At 41.8% G+C, this 16,292-nt stretch carries 21 protein-coding genes; 6 read left to right on the top strand and 15 right to left on the bottom strand.

All coding sequences use genetic code 11. The annotated features are described in order from the left end of the window. Positions 1-68 precede the first annotated feature (68 nt). Positions 69-611: a biofilm-specific peroxidase AhpA gene (gene ahpA / locus M0696_RS07775; protein ID WP_248602670.1), complete on the bottom strand. Its 543-nt coding sequence runs from the start codon at positions 609-611 to the stop codon at positions 69-71. A 247-nt stretch (positions 612-858) separates the two neighbouring features. Between ahpA and mscT the strand changes: the two genes are divergently transcribed. Then, complete coding sequence (gene mscT, locus M0696_RS07770) at positions 859-1,662, top strand: small-conductance mechanosensitive channel protein MscT (RefSeq protein WP_222142743.1); 804 nt, start codon at positions 859-861, stop codon at positions 1,660-1,662. Positions 1,663-1,698: 36 nt separating this feature from the next. Here the strand turns inward: mscT and M0696_RS07765 are convergent, their stop codons facing one another. The 13 genes from M0696_RS07765 to fadH form a co-directional block, all read right to left on the bottom strand. Further along, positions 1,699-1,944 (bottom strand): YkuS family protein, encoded by a 246-nt coding sequence (locus M0696_RS07765; protein WP_019714238.1) that lies wholly within the window; start codon positions 1,942-1,944, stop codon positions 1,699-1,701. Positions 1,945-2,005: 61 nt separating this feature from the next. After that, entirely contained in the window at positions 2,006-3,130 is a 1,125-nt protein-coding gene (locus M0696_RS07760; protein WP_222142742.1) for an N-acetyldiaminopimelate deacetylase, read from the bottom strand. 69 nt (positions 3,131-3,199) lie between these two features. After that, positions 3,200-3,910 (bottom strand): 2,3,4,5-tetrahydropyridine-2,6-dicarboxylate N-acetyltransferase, encoded by a 711-nt coding sequence (dapD, locus tag M0696_RS07755; protein WP_019714236.1) that lies wholly within the window; start codon positions 3,908-3,910, stop codon positions 3,200-3,202. A gap of 104 nt (positions 3,911-4,014) precedes the next feature. Then, complete coding sequence (locus M0696_RS07750) at positions 4,015-4,470, bottom strand: flavodoxin (protein WP_166853292.1); 456 nt, start codon at positions 4,468-4,470, stop codon at positions 4,015-4,017. A gap of 15 nt (positions 4,471-4,485) precedes the next feature. Further along, the gene (locus tag M0696_RS07745; protein WP_222142741.1) at positions 4,486-5,379 is read right to left on the bottom strand and encodes an exo-alpha-sialidase; all 894 of its coding nucleotides are present in this window, start codon (positions 5,377-5,379) and stop codon (positions 4,486-4,488) included. Next, positions 5,369-5,845, bottom strand: a complete 477-nt coding sequence (locus M0696_RS07740) for a flavodoxin (protein WP_166853295.1) — start codon at positions 5,843-5,845, stop codon at positions 5,369-5,371. The genes M0696_RS07745 and M0696_RS07740 overlap by 11 nt, the downstream gene beginning before the upstream one ends. A 111-nt stretch (positions 5,846-5,956) precedes the next feature. Beyond that, positions 5,957-6,838, bottom strand: a complete 882-nt coding sequence (gene ccpC / locus M0696_RS07735) for a transcriptional regulator CcpC (RefSeq protein ID WP_014113620.1) — start codon at positions 6,836-6,838, stop codon at positions 5,957-5,959. A gap of 146 nt (positions 6,839-6,984) precedes the next feature. Then, positions 6,985-7,428: a cyclic-di-AMP-binding protein CbpB gene (cbpB, locus tag M0696_RS07730; RefSeq protein WP_166853297.1), complete on the bottom strand. Its 444-nt coding sequence runs from the start codon at positions 7,426-7,428 to the stop codon at positions 6,985-6,987. Between the two features lie 138 nt (positions 7,429-7,566). Next, on the bottom strand, positions 7,567-7,764 hold the full coding sequence (gene abbA / locus M0696_RS07725; protein ID WP_010886502.1) for an AbrB antirepressor AbbA: 198 nt from the start codon (positions 7,762-7,764) through the stop codon (positions 7,567-7,569). A 133-nt stretch (positions 7,765-7,897) separates the two neighbouring features. Continuing rightward, positions 7,898-8,416, bottom strand: coding sequence for a ribonuclease H-like YkuK family protein (locus M0696_RS07720; protein WP_019714231.1), 519 nt, complete (start codon positions 8,414-8,416; stop codon positions 7,898-7,900). A 109-nt stretch (positions 8,417-8,525) separates the two neighbouring features. Next, positions 8,526-8,765, bottom strand: a complete 240-nt coding sequence (locus M0696_RS07715; protein WP_003218671.1) for a YkuJ family protein — start codon at positions 8,763-8,765, stop codon at positions 8,526-8,528. 614 nt (positions 8,766-9,379) lie between these two features. Beyond that, on the bottom strand, positions 9,380-10,603 hold the full coding sequence (locus M0696_RS07710; RefSeq protein ID WP_222142740.1) for an EAL domain-containing protein: 1,224 nt from the start codon (positions 10,601-10,603) through the stop codon (positions 9,380-9,382). A 63-nt stretch (positions 10,604-10,666) separates the two neighbouring features. Further along, the gene (fadH, locus tag M0696_RS07705) at positions 10,667-11,431 is read right to left on the bottom strand and encodes a 2,4-dienoyl-CoA reductase (protein ID WP_222142739.1); all 765 of its coding nucleotides are present in this window, start codon (positions 11,429-11,431) and stop codon (positions 10,667-10,669) included. Positions 11,432-11,573: 142 nt separating this feature from the next. Between fadH and M0696_RS07700 the strand changes: the two genes are divergently transcribed. The 4 genes from M0696_RS07700 to M0696_RS07685 all read left to right on the top strand — a co-directional run bounded on the left by M0696_RS07700 (position 11,574) and on the right by M0696_RS07685 (position 14,944). Continuing rightward, positions 11,574-12,434, top strand: a complete 861-nt coding sequence (locus M0696_RS07700; protein WP_019714226.1) for a metallophosphoesterase — start codon at positions 11,574-11,576, stop codon at positions 12,432-12,434. 56 nt (positions 12,435-12,490) lie between these two features. After that, positions 12,491-12,985, top strand: coding sequence for a L,D-transpeptidase family protein (locus tag M0696_RS07695; RefSeq protein ID WP_248602763.1), 495 nt, complete (start codon positions 12,491-12,493; stop codon positions 12,983-12,985). Between the two features lie 75 nt (positions 12,986-13,060). Continuing rightward, positions 13,061-14,353 (top strand): MFS transporter, encoded by a 1,293-nt coding sequence (locus M0696_RS07690; protein WP_019714224.1) that lies wholly within the window; start codon positions 13,061-13,063, stop codon positions 14,351-14,353. A gap of 126 nt (positions 14,354-14,479) precedes the next feature. Then, complete coding sequence (locus tag M0696_RS07685; RefSeq protein WP_019714223.1) at positions 14,480-14,944, top strand: YkyB family protein; 465 nt, start codon at positions 14,480-14,482, stop codon at positions 14,942-14,944. Between the two features lie 40 nt (positions 14,945-14,984). Here the strand turns inward: M0696_RS07685 and cheV are convergent, their stop codons facing one another. After that, complete coding sequence (gene cheV / locus M0696_RS07680) at positions 14,985-15,896, bottom strand: chemotaxis protein CheV (RefSeq protein WP_019714222.1); 912 nt, start codon at positions 15,894-15,896, stop codon at positions 14,985-14,987. A gap of 206 nt (positions 15,897-16,102) precedes the next feature. Between cheV and M0696_RS07675 the strand changes: the two genes are divergently transcribed. Further along, positions 16,103-16,264 carry a hypothetical protein gene (locus tag M0696_RS07675; RefSeq protein ID WP_019714221.1) on the top strand — a complete coding sequence of 54 codons (162 nt, stop codon included), beginning with the start codon at positions 16,103-16,105 and terminating at the stop codon, positions 16,262-16,264. The last annotated feature ends 28 nt before the right edge of the window (positions 16,265-16,292 follow it).

Here is a 16,292-nt window from a genome sequence, read left to right as displayed (position 1 = left end):
GCTTTACCCTCCTATTAAACAGAAAGGCCTAACGAATAGGTTAGACCCTTTTTCGTTCTTAGAAAGAATTAAAGTGTTTTTTGGCCTGGTTTCCAGTTAGCCGGGCAGAGTCCGCCAGTTTGCAGCGCTTGAAGAACACGAAGCGTTTCATCAACGTCACGGCCAATGTTGTTATGGAAAACAGTTTGATATTGGAGCTCGCCTTCAGGATTGATAATAAACAACCCGCGGAGGGCCACCCCTTCTTCTTCGATTAAAACGCCATATTCACGGGATACCTCATGGTTTGTATCAGCAGCAAGCGGATATTTCAGCTGGCCAAGGCCGTTTTCTTTGCGGTCTGTATTAATCCACGCCAAATGAGTATGGATTGTATCAGTTGAAACGCCGATGACTTCAGCATCAAGATCTTCGAATTCGTCATAGCGGTCAGACATTGCTGTAATTTCAGTCGGACAAACAAAAGTGAAGTCCATTGGATAGAAGAACAATACTGTCCATTTGTCGTTTTTCATGTTTTCCTCAAGACTTACTTTGCCAAATTCTTTACTTGCAAGGACTGCTTCCATTTCAAAACGAGGAGCCTGTATACCTACCATACGTTCTGCCATATGTATCCCTCCAATTTATAGTTTGGCTTAAAAGCCGGATTCGCATGGAAATAAAGGATGTTTATCCATAATTCGTTAATAACATCACAATGCCCATTATTATATAGGAGCGGATTTTACGAGTCAATTTTTAACAAATCAAGCATGTCTTTGGCTTCGACAATTTTGAATAAAGAGTTTAACATATTCATGCATAGGGTAACTAATCTCAATGTCCAGCAATCAATTCAAAAAAAGGAGCTCCAACATGGATTTTATTAAACAATACGATTGGGCGGGACTGATTACAAACGCCAGTATTCTGCTCATTAAACTCGTCATTATGATATTGCTCTATTTTATCGTTCGATCTTTAGGCATAAAAATCATTAAACACCTGTTTGCGAAATTCGAGGAGCAGCACAGCTTGTCTATCGGACGTGCACATACGCTCCGAAGCCTGACTCTTAACATATTTGCTTACATATTAATTTTTATATTCTTTGTCATGGTACTGGATTTGTTTCACTACGACCCAAGCGCTCTTTTAGCGGGGGCAGGAATTGTCGGACTGGCTGTCGGATTTGGCGCTCAAGGGCTTGTCAGCGACATCGTGACAGGTTTTTTTATTTTGCTTGAAAAACAATTGGATGTCGGAGATTATATTACCGTTTCCACCTTTGACGGGATTGTTGAGCAGGTTGGCTTAAGAACCACTCAAATCCGCAGCTTTGACGGAACCCTGCATTATATCCCAAACAGAAACATTACAAACGTGAGCAATCATTCGCGGGGAACAATGCAGGCTTTAGTTGATATTAAAGTGCCGGCTGAAAGAAACATTGATGAAACGATTCATATTTTACAGCAAGTATGTGATGAGACAGCAGCCGCTCTTCCGCAAATAAAAGAAGGCCCTAACGTCATCGGGATTCAAGAACTGGGAACTTCTGAAATTGTGATCAGAGTCATTGCCAAAACAGAAAACATGGAACAGTGGCGGGTCGAGCGGGTACTTAAAAAGGAAATAAAAACCGCGCTTGACCGCGCTTTTCCTAAAGAAACAGAATAAATAAAAGAACCGAAGCTTTTTGCTTCGGTTTTTATTTTACTGAATTCTGCTTTCAACTTCGCTGCAAATTTCTTCAGCAGTCATCCCGGAAGCTGTAATGACAGGTGCTTGTGTTACCGTATCGGCTATGCCTTGCACATTATTATCAAGACCTGTTACGACACAGCAGTCACAGCCTTTTGCATCGTCAGGGCTTTTCATCATTACAACGTCATATCCTTTTTCTTTTAATGCAGCTTCTACATCTGATAACGATTGTTCAATTCCAATTTTTTTAGTCATTATTGAACACCTCCGTTTACTAGAGTGCTCATTTAATGGAATTTTATTCTTTCATTTATACTTAATTGGCATAAACAGAAAAATAACCTGTCATAACGTTAACCGCTGTTTCTATCGCATTTTCATCGGGATTCAGCTTTGCGTGATGAAGCCCATGTTCAGAGTCAGCACCTAACCAGAACATGAAGCCGGGATATTTTTTCAGCATGTAGCCAAAATCCTCTCCAGTCATTGCTTCTTTTGCTTCGATTACTGTTGCCAGTTGTTGTTCAGCAACAAAAGACATAAATTCTTCTGTCAGTCCGCTCGTATTGTAAACTTGGTGATACACAGACGGATATGTCACTTTTCCTTTGCAGCGGAAACCAATTTCGATTCCTTTCACCAAATCTTCAATCCGTTCCTTTACCTGCTTCATCGATTCTTCAGAAAGCGTACGGATCGTGCCTTCCAGGTGAGCTGTTTGCGCAATGATATTTTGCGCTGAACCGCCGGTAATGGTACCAACTGTAATGACGGCACTGTCCAGCGGATCTGTGTTTCTAGAGATGATCGTTTGCAGCTGGGTGACAAGTGTGCTTGCTGCTACAACCATGTCCTCAGCCAAATGAGGATAGGCTGCATGTCCCCCTTTTCCTTCCAGATCGATGACAAGCTCTGATGTATTCGCAAAAAGGAGGCCGCTTTTTGTCGAGATGGTGCCTACAGGCAGCTCTGGAGCAATATGCAGCGCAGTGATGAAATCAGGCTGCCACTTTTTTAAAACGTCGCTCTCAAGCATTGGTTCCGCACCGCCAGGTCCTTCCTCTGCCGGCTGGAACAGAAAAAGCAAATCATGTTTGACCGGGTGGTGAACAAAATGGTCAATAATGCCGAGTGCAATCGTCATATGCAAATCGTGTCCGCAGGCGTGCATGTTACCGTGATGCTCTGACGCGAATGGAAGACCGGTTTGCTCCTCAATAGAAAGCGCGTCGATATCCGCTCTGTACGCCAGCATTTTTTCCGGTGCCGTCCCGTTCACCTTTACAAAAAGCCCTGTTCGCCATTTCTCAATTTCAATTCTGTCTTGCGGATATTGTTCCAAGACATTTAGTAAATACTGTTGGGTTTTGAACTCCTGAAATCCAAGCTCCGGTATACGGTGCAGATCTCTGCGGATTGCGATGAGCTCCTCTTTCTTCATTTTCATTCCTCCTGCCTATACGAATAAGGCGTGGATATATTATCCACGCCTTTTTTATCAAACTATTCCTTACAGCTGGCGTAATTCCTGCTTGATTTCAGTTTTGCCTTTTGTTTTCTCATCAATGTCTTTGATTTTTTTAGCAGGTGTGCCTGCAACGACAGTGTAAGGCTCAACATCGTTTACCACGATCGCTCCTGCAGCAACAACGGCTCCTTTACCTACTGTTACGCCTTCAAGCACAACAGCATTTGCGCCAATCACAACGTCGTCTTCAATGACAACCGGTTTAGCGGATGGTGGCTCAATAACGCCCGCAAGAACAGAACCTGCGCCGATGTGGCAGTTTTTACCAACGGTAGCTCGTCCGCCTAAGACAACGTTCATATCGATCATTGTGCCTTCGCCGATGACTGAACCGATATTGATAGAAGCTCCCATCATGATGACTGCGTTATCACCGATTTCAACCTGGTCGCGGATGATCGCGCCCGGCTCGATACGCGCTTTGATATTTTTAAGATCAAGCATTGGGATCGCAGAATTGCGGCGATCATTTTCAACCACATAGTCTTCAATTTTGCTTTTGTTTTCTTCAATTGCTGTTTGGATTTCGCTCCATTCACCGAAAACGACACCAGTATTTCCGTTGATAAAAGCTTTCGCAGATTCGCCGAAATTGATTCCTTCCAGCTCACCCTTCACGTAAACCTTTACAGGTGTAGATTTTGTACTATTTTGAATAAATGAAATAATTTCATTTGCGTCCATCATTTTCATATGTATAGTCCTCCTCCTGATTTTCTACCTCATTACTGTATCAAAGGAAAGATACAAAGACAAGAAAAAAAGGAACAGCCGCTTTAGCAGTTCCCAGTGAGTGATTAGACAGTGCATCCGCTTTTTTTTGCGAATTGTCTCCCGAACTCCATTAATTCTTCCTCTTCTTCACCTTCTGGATTATTTTCGATTTTTACCGAAGGCAGCACAATTTCGCCTCCGCGTTCTTTTATTTTTGCTTCGAGCGTATCAACTGCCCCACAGAAAAATTCATATGCTGTATCACCGGAACCGAATACAGCGCATGTTTTGCCGGAAAAATCAATCTCATCCATATCTTCAGCAAGGTCTAAAAATTCATCAGGCAGATCTCCGTCACCCCATGTATAGGTTCCCATAATAATATGATCATAATCATTAAACAGCTGTGCATCATCAATATCCATCGCTTCAAAACGGTCCGCTTCAGCTTCCGCCTCCTTAAGCCCCTTTTCAATCAAATCTGCCATTGCTTCAGTGTTGCCTGACATTGTTGCATAAACGAGCAAAATCTTCCCCAATTCCTTATTCCTCCTCTAATGAATCATTGCTGAAACTTCGTACGGCTGGACAAATTTACATTCATACAAGCCTGCACAAAAGAAATTCTCTTTCTGATTGGCCACTCTCCACCCATGCCCCTTAATGGTATCGAACCATTTTAACGCCCGGGCTTCGAGATCAGCCTGGTAAATTCTAGAATAACCATTTTCATCTTGCGTTGTTGTGACATATATAATTCCATCATCCTCTGAAATATCAAGAAATGATTCTTCTTTTCTGATCATGCTGGATTGTATGGTGAATTCTTCGTCAGTCAAAGTATTCCGTACAGTGACTCCACCGTGCTTTCCTTTCACAGAACCCATTGCCGCCACAAGCCAATTTTCATTGAACACGAGCATGGATGCCGTCATCCGGTTTTCTTCTTTTTTAACGATTTGGACAGTATCACGTTTAAAATCGTAAGCCCAAATGCCCCCAAAATATGCGTGTATTTGCGTACCGATGAAAAGACTGCCGCCGTGCAGGCACAATGAACGGATTACAGGCGGGTTATCCAATTCCGCAAAAGGTTTGGCTACGCGCCATGAAACGCCAAAATCATCCGATACATAAATGCAATGCTTGCCATGGGCGCAGACAAATCCGTCGTTTCGGCCGGTAATCGCCCACACTGTTGCATTTGTCGGAAAGCTCGACATCGTCCAGGTTTTCCCCTCGTCAGACGAGCGAATGACCGTTCCTTTTTCACCGACACCAAATAAGTAAGGCCCTATGTAACTGATGCAATGAATTTTGCTTTTCAAACGAAAAAGCTTTCTCCAGCCCTGCTCTAAAGAATAATGAAAAATGCCTTCTCTTTGTACCGCCACAAAATAACCAGAAAATGCGGATGCCGTGACAGCAGTCGCTCCTTTATGAAACATGGATTTTTTCCTTGTTCATATAATCTGCCCATGCAAGAAAATCTCTCGCAAACGCGCGGCAGCTTTCCACATCTTCATCTGTTTCAGGCGCCAGTTCGATTTTCAAGGTTTCCTGGTAAACAGCAGCTCCCGCCTCTTGCAGCATGGCACTGAACAAATTGACCGCTTCACAAAACTTTGGATAAGAATAATCTCCAGATCCGAAGCAGGCTGTTTTTAAGCCATTAAGCTGAAGCTGTTTGACCTCTTCGAAAAAATCCTCCGCTTCGTAAGGCAAATCGCCGTCGCCCCATGTATAGGTGCCAATCAATACATAATCATAGGATGTCAGTGCAGACACATCCACATCATCTATCTCGACACAATCGATACCTAATTCATATTGCTGCAGCGTTTCTTTTATAATTACGGCAATGTCCTCTGTATTACCTGACATGCTGGCATATGTAATCAAGGCTTTAGCCATGTTATCACCTCATCAATTGATAATGATTTTCAATATCATATGTATCACTTTAACTGATAATGATTTTCATTGTCAATATGTAAATAAAAAAAAGACAGCACATCGCTGTCTTTAAAATGGATTTTCCTGATCCAGCATATCCTTTATCACTTGAACAAAAGCTTGAACTTGCTTCAGCTCAAATGCAGGCTCATAGCCTAATAGCCATGTATCCCGTCCGATCGGATGCTCTTTCATGTCTAACAGAGGCATTTTATTGACTTTATCTTCGTTTTGAAGGGTGACAGACGGCAAAATGGCATAACCGATTCCGTGCAGCGCCATCTGTTTGCACGTTTCAATCTGATCAACCAATATCGTCTGTTTTGGCGACGTTTTAAATTTTTGATGCCACCAGTGCTGAATTTCCTGAAAATAAGTGCTGTCGCTTTTAAATTGGATAAACGGCCGTTCTGTATGGGCAATATCTTCAATGCAGGAAATTTCAGTGTCCACTAAATACAGGTGATCTGTCATTAAGTAATCTTTACGGCCCTTCCACTCAGGGTTGCCCCTAATAATGCCGATATGAACCTGATCCTCATATAAGCTTTTCAGCATTTCGCTGCTCCAGCCGGTAATGAGTGAGACCTTTGCATTCGGATATTTTTCCACATACGTTTTTAGGACTTTAGGAAGCCAATGCTGGCCGATTATGGAGGCGACGGCAAGCTTCAATGTGCCATGAATTTCACCTTCAAGCTCATCAATATTTTCTCTTATTCTTTCCTGCTCTAACGTCACATCATTGGCAAACTGAATGATTTTCTCACCGGCCGGCGTTACCGTTAACCCTTTTTGGGATCTTAAAAAGATTTTTGTGCCCCACGCCTTTTCAATTGTTTGTAAGCGCTGAGATAAAGCCGGCTGAGATACAAAAAGCCGTTCCGCCGCCTTTCTCATATTTAACTCCTCAGCTAAAACTACGAGCATATGAAGCTCTTGAAGCTGCATGTCGTCCTCCTTTTTGTCATCAATAAGTTTTTCTTATCTCCCATTCTAATAAAATCTTAGTTTCTGATTCAAGCCCTATGCTGATTTAAATTATGTATACGCTTTCTTTCTTCCTCTGCCAATATAATAAAAATAGGCCGTGAAGCCTACTTGTTCAATGAGCGTATATGCTTATTCAATTCCTTTAAAACCACTCTTCTCGTAAAAATTCCTTCAAACACCTGTTCGTCATTTTCCACACAAACAAATCCGTTATTAATGACCATGCCAAATCCCTTCATAATCGGATCATTGATATGAAGCCGCGGAATATCAGTCAGCATGACTTCTTCGACAGTAATCTTGTCAAGCTTTTCAAACTCGATTCGCTCAAGCCCAAAAAGGCTGTTCATGATCATATTTGTACCGATTAATCCATGTAAACGATAGGAAGGATCAAGAACCGGGATGGCTGTGTATCCGGTTTTTGTCAGCACTAATAATGCGTGCTCAAGGTTGTTGCCGACTTGAACGTGCGCTACTTTGTCCGCCTCAATCATAAATTGTCCGACTGTTGCCTCAAGAAGCTGGTCTGATTGTAAGCTTATCATGTTTTCGACCCCTTTTCATTTTCATCAACAATACATTCCCTATATTACAATAATATAAACTTTATCAGTATTTGTCGAAAAGTTTCCTTTCAATAAAAAAGATACTCTTTGTGTGAGTATCAATTATAGGGTGCTCCATTAATTTTCAAATCGAAATCGGTCGTATAGCGTTACAAGTTTTTTGTAGGTGGTTCCGTCAACGTTTTTGGTTCCTGTCTCTATATCGTTGATCTCACTGCTTAATAGCTCGATGGCATACTCATGGTTGATCAGGATATTCAGCAGAAGTTTTTGTTCTTCTTCTGTAAATCGTTCACCGATAAGACTCATTCGCAATCAGGCCCCCTGTTTTATACTGAATACCTCTGAAAGCAAGACAACTTACTTTCAGCTCTACCGCTAGAATAAGTAATCAGAAAACAAACGTCAACCGCATAATTCGACATTTCCCTTGGCTTTTTAGCCGGAATTATTTTGTGAAACGATTTGCATAGCTGAAGGCAGTGTATGAATCCGGTTTTATTTTCGCCTCAATCCCCATGGAAGTGATACGCCCTGTCATCTCTTGAATCAGTTCTTTTGTAAGCCCTTTTTTCCCAATATCCAAATGAACCTCAAAGGTAAGATCCGCCCCCTCTCCTGTAAAGGGCAGGAGCAGATCGGTAATATCCATTAAGTGCCCATCAAGAATATGAGCGGCTGTTTCTTGGCTGTACGCCGTTTCTAACGAAATTTTCTCCCGAAGGCTATGTATGGGTCTGTTGACTGTATGATTTTTCAAGCAGCCCCAAGCTCCCTTGCCTGTACGATGCAAATGCAATGCGGTAATAAACTTTGTGTAATCGCGGTACACCTGTGAATCGGTTCCGATCGATAACACATAGGAAGAACGGGGGTCCTTTCGAACAAAGGCTTTAAGCCGTTCCATCACATCTTGAAAGGTCATCTGTGCTTCTGAAAGATTATAAAACAGAAAAGAATCAGCCATCACGACACTCCTTTTCAAGGATTTACAACCATGAAACAAGTATGCTCCTTACCGTTTATTTCGATTACTTTTGCAAAAGCGGAAGATTGTTCCCACTATTTCAGGAATCTTACTGAAGAAGTTCAAAGATTTCGATAGAAACCATGTCAATATTATCAAACGGATATGTGTTAGGTTTTTCACCTTTTTGGAAAACCGTCAGTTCAAACGTTTGATTTTTTTCGAAATATTTAACACTGCATATTTTCTCACCATTTACTTCGAAATAACGCTGCATTGGCTCGTTAGCCGCTTCCGCCGTTTCTTGCAGACTTTGCAGCCGTGTGATGATACCCATTAATTGTGACATTCTAAAAAAAGACTCCTTTCAAAAAGCAACTTCAAATCAACAAGTATTTATTATAATACAAGTTCTATTGAGCATCATACCATAAAGTCGAACAGGATGGCATTTTCACTGCTGAATTTAAGAAAAGAAAAAAAGTGAAAAAACTATTTTTTTTAGTTTGAGGCTTTTTTTTGAATGTCATGCATACAATTATGATTTTTTTGATATACCTGCAGATTCGAGAAGGCTTTTTGCAATTTCATCAAAATCTTCTTTTGGAATTTTGCAATATGTATTGAATCAGAGGAGACATCTCGCCGCATTTTCCGCCTAATAGCTCTTGCACTGCCGCATTGGTGCGGTTATTCGAGCGCTGAAAGAACATTTTTGATGCTCCCAGTGTGAACGTTTTCCCCTAGTTAGGTTTATTGTTTTATTGGATTGTCTTATGCTTTGGCAAATAAAAAAACTTGGCGGGGGTAGCGCCAAGCTTTTTCGGATCTTGATCTGATAGAGGGGTTGGGGAACAGAGAGTAGCTTCTCTCTATAATTAAATGATAATGATTCTCAGTATCAATGTCAATCGTTTTTTGATATTTTTTTCAATTCATAAAAAAAAACGGCCTTTCAGCCGCTTAAATCAATCCATCCTGCTCATATAAATAAGAATAAGGCAAGTCTATAAATAAATACATCTGATCATCCATCGGATACGAAAACGTCCTGATCATTTCACCTGTTTCCAAATCACTGTACAGATCACTGAAAAACCCTTTTCTGAGATTTCTCATTCTCATAATGTTCTCCAGAAAATAAGGACGCCAGCTCCAATTCTTTTCCGCGTATTCCGGCTGGTAAATCCATTCTCCATCTTGTTTGAACACATTTCCCGTCAGCTGATCGCCTTCTTCATCACACATGTAAATTCTAAAGCTGCAATCGGTCAGCTCTTCCGCCAGCTTTTTAATAAAGTCATCATCAGAAGACAGATTGTTTTTTCTCAAAGATGTTACAGCTTGATGAACCCGTCTGTAAAACTGTTCAGAGTGCTCGTAGACGGTTTCAAGCTTCTTTTTCTCATGTGTGATAAATTGGTGAAATTCAGTTTTAAGTCTATGTTTCAAAACATCTCTCTCTAGAAACGTTTCAGACGGGGACAACAAGTAATACCCCTGAAAATAACGGCCTCCGTTTCTCCAAGCGTATTGAAGCTGGAAGTTCGCCTCAATGTCTTCATACAGGAGCGCCGCACCGATTTTTCTCGCTAATAAAGATATGCTGTACAGAACATGCTCATATGACGGTGACGGCTGTGATACTTTCAGCGCCTGCAAATCGATTTTTAACAGATCTGGTGAAAGAAGTGCGATTCTGTCCAAATTGCTGCTTTCTTTTCCGATGTTATCAACTGCGATTTTAATTCCGTATGTACGATAGTAGGCAAGCATATGGTAGAGCTGCTCAATATCCCCTTCAAAATTGTGCTCCGTAATTTCAAGTACAAACCGGTGGAGTTCAATTCCCTTTGCTTCATATGATTTCAAAAGCTCCAGAAAGCTTTCGCCGTGATCAAGCATCAGCAGATTGGCATCCTGATTCATAAAAATCAGCAGATCAGAATCGGCCTCTAAAAAACGGTCAAGAGCCTGGCGGATAATTCTATTATCAACCTCTAATTTATATTCTTCGGGTATCCCCGCGTCTAAAAAGAAGGGCCCGAGACTTTGGATTTCTGAATCTGCCACAATTCGCCCCAGCACCTCATATCCGACGATCTTCTGTTCCTCGGCACTGAAAATCGCCTGGTAATATGGAAGGACATCATTAATGTTCGTTAAAATATCAAGTGGATCCAACATGTTATCACCTGCTTCTCTATCTTTGTCTGATTATACCACATTGAATCCATAGATTAATATGCTTTAAAACGGATAGGGATTCAGCCATTGCCCACCGTCCATTGTGACACACTCCCCATTCATATAGGATGCTTCATCTGAAAGTATAAACGCGGCCAAAGCGGCGATTTCCTCCGGTGTGCCCAGCCTGCCGAGCGGGACACTGTTCATTGTGCGGGCCATCGCTTTTTCCGATTCAAATAGCTTCTCCGCACCGCCTGTTCGCTCAATTGGTCCAGGTGCAATCGCGTTTGTGCGGATGCCGTATTGGCTTCCCCACTCCACGGCCAGCGTCCTTGTCAGTGACAATACTCCTGCTTTGGCTGCAGCGGAATGAACGACCCCCGCTCCCGCTCCCCAAGCGTATGTGGCGGCCATATTTAAAATGACGCCCTTCTGCTGCTGCTCGATCCAATGCCTTGCCGCGGCTTGGCTGCAAAAAAATGTACCGTTTAAAACAATCTCAATAACGGCTTTCCATCCATTGGGCGTTAGCTTTTCTGCCGGACAAATAAAATTTCCGGCTGCATTGTTAATCAGCGCATCAAGCCGTCCAAAGGCTTTTATTGCTTCTGTAATCATGTTTGAAGCTTCGGAATCAGAACGGACATCCATTTGAAAACAGGCGACTTGCCCCTCAAAGGTCTCAATTTCTCTTTTCGTATCCTCTAGTGCTTCCTGGTTCCGTCCTGTCACCATGACATACCAGCCTAATTCAGCCTGTTTTTTTGCCATCGCCTTTCCCATGCCGCTTGACCCGCCGGTAATGATAACTGCTTTTTTTTCCATGTTTCTCCCTCCTATTATGAATGAGTATTCATTCAATATTATTCTATCATTATATGCCTGCCTCTGTCAGTACATGCTGACATGAGATTTTTTCAAGATACAGATGCTATAATAGAAAAACTCTATTAAAGGTTGGTTTGAAATGAAAAAGATATCCAGAAGGCAATTTTTGAAAGGAATGTTCGGTGCTCTTGCTGCCGGGGCTTTAACTGCCGGCGGAGGATACAGCTATGCCAGATATCTGGAGCCGCATATGATCGAGACAACCGAACACACAATAAAAAGCTCTCTTATCCCGCACGGATTTGACGGATTTAAAATCGTGCAGTTCAGTGATACACACTTGAGTGATTATTTTACTCTTGAAGATTTAAAAACTGTCATCTTGACAATTCATGAATCTAAACCTGATCTCATTGTTTTTACAGGTGATATCATCGATAATCCTGATACGTACCAGCAACACCAGGCCGTAATTCCATTATTGAAAAAACTACATGCGCCCTTTGGAAAGATTTGTATTTACGGCAATCATGATCATGGAGGCTTTGGAACTGCCGTTTACAATAGCCTGATGGCGGCCGGCGGTTTTACGGTATACCGCAATGGCTATCAAACATTGTCGCTTGCAGATGGCAGCCAAATCGAGATTGCATCGCTTGATGACTTAATGCTCGGAAACCCAGATTATGAAGGCATCCTATCAAAGCTAAGTGACAGACTATTTTCCATTCTGCTCGTCCATGAACCTGATGCAGCCCTGAAAACAACAGGATATCCGGTGAATCTTCAGCTTTCCGGCCATACACACGGCGGCCAGATTCAGCTGCCTTTTTACGGACCGATTATTACGCCCCCATATGGAAAGGTCTACACAGAAGGAATGTATCAAACAGGCAGCACTCATATTTACGTAAACCGCGGCCTTGGGATGACCAGACTGCCTTTGCGGTTTCTAGCCAAACCTGAAATCACTGTCTTTACCTTAAAAAGCATAAATTAATGTAGCAGGATGGACTCCTCATCAATACTTATAAGTAAAAAAGGAGGATGAGGAAACTGCTTACGTACCAGGTGAAGCAAGGTGATACACTGAGCAGCATCGCGGCTGATTTTAGAATCAGCACCGCTGCAATAATACAGGCTAATCCGTCACTGCAGGCAGGGATCACTGCGGGACAGTCCATTGTCATACCCGGCCTGCCGGACCCAAATACGATTCCGTATCATATTGCAGTCTCAATCGGAGCGAAGACCCTTACGCTGTTCCAGAATAATCAAATCATGAAAACCTATCCCATCGCTGTTGGTAAAATACTAACGCAAACGCCTACTGGCGAGTTTTACATTATTAACCGCCAGCGCAAGCCCGGCGGCCCATTTGGCGCTTATTGGCTAAGCCTTTCAAAACAGCACTACGGAATACACGGGACGAATAATCCCGCTTCGATTGGCAAGGCTGTTTCTAAAGGCTGCATTCGCATGCATAACAAAGACGTGATCGAACTCGCTTCAATTGTGCCAAACGGAACAAGAGTCACCATTAACCGGTAATGTTTTCTTATTTGTTTCAAAAACAGGCGGTTTATAATATGATAAAGTGGGACCTTTAGGGTAAGGAGCGTTTTTATGGATATATTTAAAAATCGTAACTTTGTTCGTCTATTTTTCGCAGCACTCGCTTCTCAAATGGGTACGACAGTAGGCAACATGGCATTCGCTTTTTTCTTGCTGGACCGCTTCAGCAGCCAGCCTTCATATACGACCTTGGCGGAGCTGATGTATTCTCTTCCGACTGTATTTGTATTTCTGATCGTAGGAGTAGTCGCGGACCGGTTTGACAGAAAAAAGGTAGCAGAAAACTGTGATTGGATCAGAGCCGGCCTGACTGTCGTTCTTTTTTTCACTTTATTTACCGGCAATATTCCTCTTGTTTTCTGTATTTTATTTATCAGAAGCGCTGTAACGAAATTTTTCTTTCCGGCAGAAAACAGTTTGGTACAAGCCATCCTGCCGAAGGAGCATTATGCGAAAGCGGCAGGGCTTAACCAGATGCTTTTTAGTATTTTTATGGTGTTCGGAGTTGGAATAGGCGCTGTTATGTACAACACAATCGGTATTGAAGGCGCCATTATTCTTGATTTTGTCAGCTTTATCATTTCCGGGCTGCTGATCCGCAGCTGCCGGATCCCGAAAGAAGCCCGACAGCCAAACGGTGCATTCAGCTGGAGAAAAGCTTCTGTTAAAGATTCAATAAATGATTTTAGGGAAGGGATTCTCTATATTTCAAAAAACAAACTGCTGGCATCTCTTATTTTCGGTTTCTTCATTTTTGGATTTGTCAACGGAGGATTCGCCGTATTACCAATGTTTACAATGAAATACGGATTGGCGCCTGACCGTTATGAGTGGCACACATCTGTATTTACGATCGCACTCGGGTTTGGGCTGCTGGCGGGAAGTGTAATCGGCACGATCATCTCTAAAAAAGTGAAGCCGCACTTTTTAATGTCGATACCGATTTTCATTGCAGGCTTGCTGATTTTCGTTCTTGGCTACACGAATGTTTTATGGGTGTACTATGCGGCAGCTTTTGCCCTGGGAATGTGCATTGGACCGATCAACATTGCAATCGGAGGATGGATGCCAAAGATTGTTCATCCAAGGCTGATGGGACGTGTAAGCGGCCTGCAGGACCCTTTTATGATGTTTGCACAGTCTTTGACACTCGGCTTAGTTGCGCTGTTATTCCCTAAGTTCGTTTCAAACATTGATTATCTTTATTACGGCATGGGCGTTATCATCCTGCTTGTTTTTATTTTTTATTTTGTTGCATTGCCAAAATACAGTGCACAGGCTGCGGAAGTGAATGTTCAGGAAGCATTTCAAGAGCAGCCGAAGAAGAAAGCAAGATCTGTATAATATACGTTAAAAAATGCGCTTTTTTTCTAAGAAAAAAGCGCATTTTTACATTCAATATTTGCATTTCAACTTTAAAAAAGTATAATCTAATCATATAGAATTTGATAAGAGCAAAGGAGAGAAATAATGGACGACCATGCATATACGAAAGATCTGCAGCCAACCGTAGAAAATCTTTCAAAAGCAGTTTACACTGTGAACCGCCATGCAAAAACCGCCCCCAACCCTAAATACCTATATCTGCTGAAAAAACGGGCTTTGCAAAAGCTTGTTAAAGAAGGTAAAGGAAAGAAAATAGGGCTTCATTTTTCAAAAAATCCAAGGTTCAGCCAACAGCAATCGGACGTGCTTATCTCAATCGGAGACTACTATTTTCACATGCCTCCAACTAAAGAAGACTTCGAACATCTTCCGCATTTAGGTACACTTAATCAATCGTACCGAAATCCTAAAGCTCAAATGTCTTTAACAAAAGCGAAACACCTGTTGCAAGACTATGTCGGCATGAAAGAAAAACCGCTTGTGCCAAATCGCCAGCAGCCAGCTTATCATAAACCTGTTTTTAAAAAGCTTGGCGAGAGTTACTTTTAAAATAAAAACAGCCGTGCCACTCAGGCACGGCTGTTCTTAATTATTCGATGACATACGTATCCACTTTTTTAATCAAGTCACTGATCTCAGGCTTGCTGATTTGCTCATCTGCGCCAACGACTTCTCCGCGATGACGCAAATCATCCGTAATTAATGATGAGAAAATCATAACCGGAACGTCTGAGCTTTTCGGATTTTCCTTCAGCAGCTTTGTGAGCCTGTGTCCGTCCATTTTTGGCATTTCAATATCAGTGATGATCATGTCAATCTGTTCTGATAAATCAGTTTCGTTTTCAGCAAGGTTCATAATGTATTCATATGCCTCTTTTCCGTTTTCGAATGAAGAAACATTGTTGTACCCTGCTTCTTTTAACTCATCCTGCAAGAGGCGCATCAAGAGCGGTGAGTCCTCTACAATGATAAGCTTTTTATCAGCTCTTCTTTCATCGAAGCCCTCGGTATGCATATTGTACGTATCAACACCTGAGTCTGATTCAATGTCATAAATAATTTTTTCGTAGTCAGGCAAAAAGATCATCACGTCTTCGAGCTTAATAATTCCGGTAAGGTGCCGCTCCATTCCTTGATTTAACGATGTTGGCTTTTCAATTGCTTCCCAGGATACTCTGTGAATTTGAGAAACAGAGCCGACATGGAAAACAATTTTCCGTTTATTAAATTCAGTCACGATATATTTCTCGTCTTTTGATCCATCAGGCTCAACTCCAAAAAATGAGAAGAGGCTGATCACAGGGAGAATTTCTCCTCTGAGCTTAATCATTCCTTCTACATGCTGATGGGAGTGAGGTACTGATGTCACCTCGACTGGCTGAATTATCTCCCTTACCTTCATGACGTTAATCCCGAAAGCATTATCACCCACGCCAAACTTCACAATTTCTAATTCATTTGTACCAGAATCCAATAAAATTTCGTATTGTTGTAACGACACTTAAATCCCTCGCTATTCACATTCAGTATTGTACTGTATATATCGGCGTAAATTGTAAAAAGTGAATGGCACAGCTCTTCAAAATCGGATTATGAAAGCGTCATGCCGCGACTCTTTAAAAAAGAAACTTTTTTCCTAATACCCATTGACTTTCCAACTAACAATGATAAAATAGTCAAGGATTTTTCCAAAGAAGGGTGTAAATAATGGGTACCTTAGTAATATTTAAAGATAATGAAATGACTGTTTTAGAAGATATCAGCGAAGAGACTTACCTGCATATGAAGAAAGAATCAGCTGACCTTCAACAAGGACATCCCCCGTATATGATTTGGCACGAAGACCTTCATTTTGATTATGGTTATTAATGAAATTGGCACATATAAACAATAATAG

The organism is Bacillus rugosus (assembly GCF_023238245.1).
GTDB lineage: Bacteria > Bacillota > Bacilli > Bacillales > Bacillaceae > Bacillus > Bacillus rugosus.
The sequence above is the reverse complement of the archived record's forward strand: the minus strand, read 5'-3'. Positions and strand labels throughout refer to the sequence as shown.